Genomic DNA, 4,164 nt, shown 5'->3' on the forward strand with positions numbered 1-4,164 from the left:
TATTAATCTGATTATTAATCTGATTGTGTGCCTTATTCTTGGGCTGTTTTTTTGGTTGCTTTTTGTGATAGAATTTGTGCATATTACGCTAAAATCTGGGGTAATTAATGATCCTGATGACATGAAGTAGTAAATCCAGGGTAGAGGATTCCCGATCAAATGCTGCTACTTGTTTCTCTAGGGCATCTGGTAGTAAAACACTGTCACTATCGAGAAAGGTTACAAATTCTCCTTGGGCCATCTCAAGACCGCGATCGCACAACGCCCCCCATTTGCGATTGGCCGTTGGCCACGCTACGCGAACGCATCCCCCATCCCATCCCGCTAGATAACCCTCTTTAATAACAATTCCCCCCTTATTAAGGTTCCTACTTCCTGTTCCCCCCTTATTAAGGTTCCTACTTCCTGTTCCCCCCTTATTAAGGGGGGTTAGGGGGGATCCCTGCCTGCTCCCTGTTCCCTGTTCCCTGTTCCCTGTTCCCTGCTCCCTACTCCCTACTCCCTGATTAACCGCTCTATCCACCACAATAATTTCATAGTCGGAATAGTTTTGAGCCACCACACTCTCCAATGCTCGGTTAACTAACGCGCTAGTACTATTAACAACAGGACTTACGCGGTTAAGTTGATTTCGCCCCCCTAGCCCCCCAATTCTGGGGGGAATGATCTCAAAGTCCCCCAAATTTGGGAGATCCAAATTTGGGGGATTTAGGGGGCAAATGCGTAAGTCCTGGACAATAATAATCACACTAACTCGTGGTGAATCCTGATCATGCCAGGGTTTTAGCTGCCAGGTGCTGTCAGCAATCGTTCCTTGTGCTTGCACATTGCCAATGGTTTTATTCTGTTGCGCTTCTTTGCCCATATGGGCCTCATTTTTGCCCCCCATCAGATGAGCGTAGGTATGATTTTGATGCACTGCCATCACCACTTCGCTGGCATCGACTATGGGGTAGCCCCTCATAGCAGCAGTAGTTACCATCCAGGTATCCCAATATCCCCGTCCTACCGCAAACTTAGGGATACTACGAAATAAATATTTAGGAAAGATAAAGTAATCCTTGGCATCATGAGCACCTAAACAACCGGTCTGATAGACCTGTTGACTCAGGGTGTCTTCCCAGGTGGGAGACTGAAATTCTATGGGATTGGACAAGTCAAGATTCCAGCGTCGTCCAATGATTAAAAATGTGTTTAGCTGTTGGCAGACCTGTTCAATGGCTTGGGTAAAATCCTTCAGTAAAATAATATCAGCATTGATGTAAGTGATGATATCGTAAGTTGCTTGCTCCTGGACTTGGGCAAACACACTATCCAGTAGAGGAGTACCATAGCTATTGCACTCGATATCAGGAACATGATTAACTCCTAACTCTTCAGCAATGGAGGCTGTACCAATTTCATCACCAAATAAAATGATTTCTGGCTTAGGTTTGAGCAAAGTCCAGCTGGTAATGGCGTTGTGCTGGATGATACCAATCATACCTATAAAAGGCTTAGGCACCGTGAAAATGCTGATGCCTAGGGTTGGTTGAATCTCTGGCTTGATATACAACAGTTGGGCCATTGTGCTGATTGCTAATCGTTGATATTGATGGTATTGTTATAGAGTTTGTAGATGAGTTGTAAACACACTTCTTGCCGAAAAAGCCATGGATCCAAGAGCCAAAAGGCAAGAGGGTAAAGAGAACCTCAGTTTTATTGTCCAAGAAAAAAAGACCTTAAAGGTTTACATCTCCAATACAAACGCTATTTTAGATAAGAAAATCGAATTGATTAGCTAGAATATTATAGCTATAATATATTAGCTATAAGATAGTCTTGGTGGAATCATTAAGATACCACAATCAATTCGATTAAAAACTGCTAGCTCGAATACAAGTTTTTAACAATCGTTAAATAACAGTATTAAGAAACAGTATTAGAATGCGCTCCCAAATAGAACTAGCTATGGTTGAAACTTCTGTAAGTATTGCAAATCAATTGAGACAGCAAGGACAACAGAGTGAAGCAATTGCAGCATACCAGGAAGCAATTGAGTTACAGCCAGATAATCCAGGAATTTATCACCTTTTGGGACAATCTCAGGCTCAGCAGGGGGATTTAGAAGGTGCAATCGCAAGCTACCAAAAATCAATTGCCCTCAATCCCCAACAGTCGTTTTGGGTCTACAAACATCTCGGGGATGCTCTGAGGGCCCAAGGAAAACTGGATCAGGCGATGGTGGCTTACCAGGACGGGATGCAGTTCCAGCCAGACCATCCGGATTTCTATCACAATTTAGGACAAGCTCAAGCACTACAGGGAAATTTAGAAGACGCGATCGCATCCTACCAAAATGCGATCGCACTCAATCCTAGCCATCCGTTTTGGATCTACAAAAATCTCGGGGATGCTCTGAGGCAAACCAATCGAGTTGATGAAGCAGTTTGCGCTTACCAGGAAGCAAGTCAGTGTGACCCAGAAAATGGGAAAGTAGTATATCCTAACTTGGCACAATGTCAGCAGCAACAGGGAAATTTAGACGATGCCATCGCCTCTTACCAAAATGCGATCGCACTAAATCAAGACCAGCCAGCTTGGGTTTACCAAAATCTCGGGGATAGTCTGAGCTTGCAAACTCGATGGTATGAGGCCATTACCGCTTACCGTAGCGCTATAGCCATTAACCCCAGCATAAATCGGGTTAAAGAGAGCTTAGCGGATGCTCTGCGAGAAACCAAACAATTGGAGCAAGCGATCGCAGCCTATCGCGATGGTATTGAAACCAATCCCGACCGCTTTGAGTCTCACCATTGGCTAGGGGATTTATATCGAGAAAACAAGAATTGGGAGCAAGCCGCAGCAGCTTACCAATCCGCCATAGCACTCAATTCCTACAATGCTTGGACTCACCATAATTTAGGCTTAGCCTTAGCCCAACAAGGGAAGCTAGAAGAAGCCGTAGCTGCTTATCAAGAAGCCATAGCCCTATCCCCTAACCAGTTCTTTGAGTTTTACCACAAATTAGGGGAGGCTCTCACCCAACTCCAGCATTGGCAGGAAGCAGTTACCGCTTATGGTCGTGCCATTGACCTCAGCCCAGAAAATCCTGAGTTATACTACCCCTTGCGCAAAGCATTGGAAGAATTGGGACAGTGGCAAGAACCAGATTATGAACCCCCATCACAAGACCCTTGGCTAGCCGCTCACCAATGGGCAGATAGTTTGCGAGAACAGGGAAAAATAGCGGAAGCGATCGCAGCCTATCGCTATGCTCTCGATATCAATCCCAACTGTTGTGAATCTTACCATTGGTTAGGGGATTTACTCTTAACACAACAGAATTGGCATGAAGCAGCAACAGCTTACCAGCGAGCCATAGAACTCAATCCTTATAATCCCTGGTCTCACCATAATTTAGGGCTAGCCTTAACCGAACACGGCAAATTAGACGAAGCAGTAGCTGCCTTAAACCAAGCCATAGCCCTATGCCCCAACCAGTACTTTGAATTTTACCAAAACTTAGGAAATGCCCTCAGCAAACTCCAGCGTTGGGATGAATCCCTTACCGCCTATGGCAGTGCTATTGAATTAAATCCAGGCCATCCTCAGTTACACAGTAGTTTAGGAAGTGTCTTGGTTCAATTGGGAAAGTCCGATCAAGCAGTAGCGTCCTACCGTCGCTCTATACAGTTAAAGCCAGATCACCCCGAGATACACGAAAAATTAGGAAATGTGCTTCGAGAAAGAGTCCAGGTAGATTTAGATCAAGCAATCAGCTGTTATCGTCGAGCCATTAGGACTAATCCAGATAATCTCGATAATTATCACAAAGCATTAGGGATACAATCCAACGATCCTGAACTGTATCTACAGTTAGGCAATACATTAGTCAAACAAAATCAGTTAGACCAAGCCATCATTTTCTACCAAATCGCCCTCCAGATCCAACCCGAAAATTATGAAGTAAAGGCTCAGTTGACCAGGGTTTTGGAAAAACAAGGCAAGCTAGGGAGTAGGGAGTAGGGAGTAGGGAGTAGGGAGTAGGGAGTAGGTAGTAGGGAGTAGGGAATAGGGAGTAGGGAATAGGGGTAGGTTTTTTACATTTGGGTAAAACATCGGACTTAACCTCAGGAGAGGAAAAGGAAAACAACTTAGGTGCGCTTGACCTATTAAGAATTA

At 44.6% G+C, this 4,164-nt stretch carries 3 protein-coding genes; 2 read left to right on the top strand and 1 reads right to left on the bottom strand.

Annotated features, from left to right (window positions below; all coding sequences use genetic code 11):
- Positions 1 to 88 precede the first annotated feature (88 nt).
- The gene (locus tag F6K20_RS26980; protein ID WP_287296693.1) at positions 89 to 1,567 is read right to left on the bottom strand and encodes a glycosyltransferase family 2 protein; all 1,479 of its coding nucleotides are present in this window, start codon (positions 1,565 to 1,567) and stop codon (positions 89 to 91) included.
- An 85-nt stretch (positions 1,568 to 1,652) separates the two neighbouring features.
- Between F6K20_RS26980 and F6K20_RS26985 the strand changes: the two genes are divergently transcribed.
- On the top strand, positions 1,653 to 1,784 hold the full coding sequence (locus F6K20_RS26985; protein ID WP_008181869.1) for a hypothetical protein: 132 nt from the start codon (positions 1,653 to 1,655) through the stop codon (positions 1,782 to 1,784).
- Between the two features lie 166 nt (positions 1,785 to 1,950).
- A complete protein-coding gene (locus F6K20_RS26990) occupies positions 1,951 to 4,008 on the top strand; it encodes a tetratricopeptide repeat protein (RefSeq protein WP_287296695.1) in 2,058 nt (685 codons plus the stop codon).
- The last annotated feature ends 156 nt before the right edge of the window (positions 4,009 to 4,164 follow it).

The sequence above is a fragment of the Moorena sp. SIO2C4 genome, assembly GCF_010672485.1.
Classification (GTDB): domain Bacteria; phylum Cyanobacteriota; class Cyanobacteriia; order Cyanobacteriales; family Coleofasciculaceae; genus Moorena; species Moorena producens.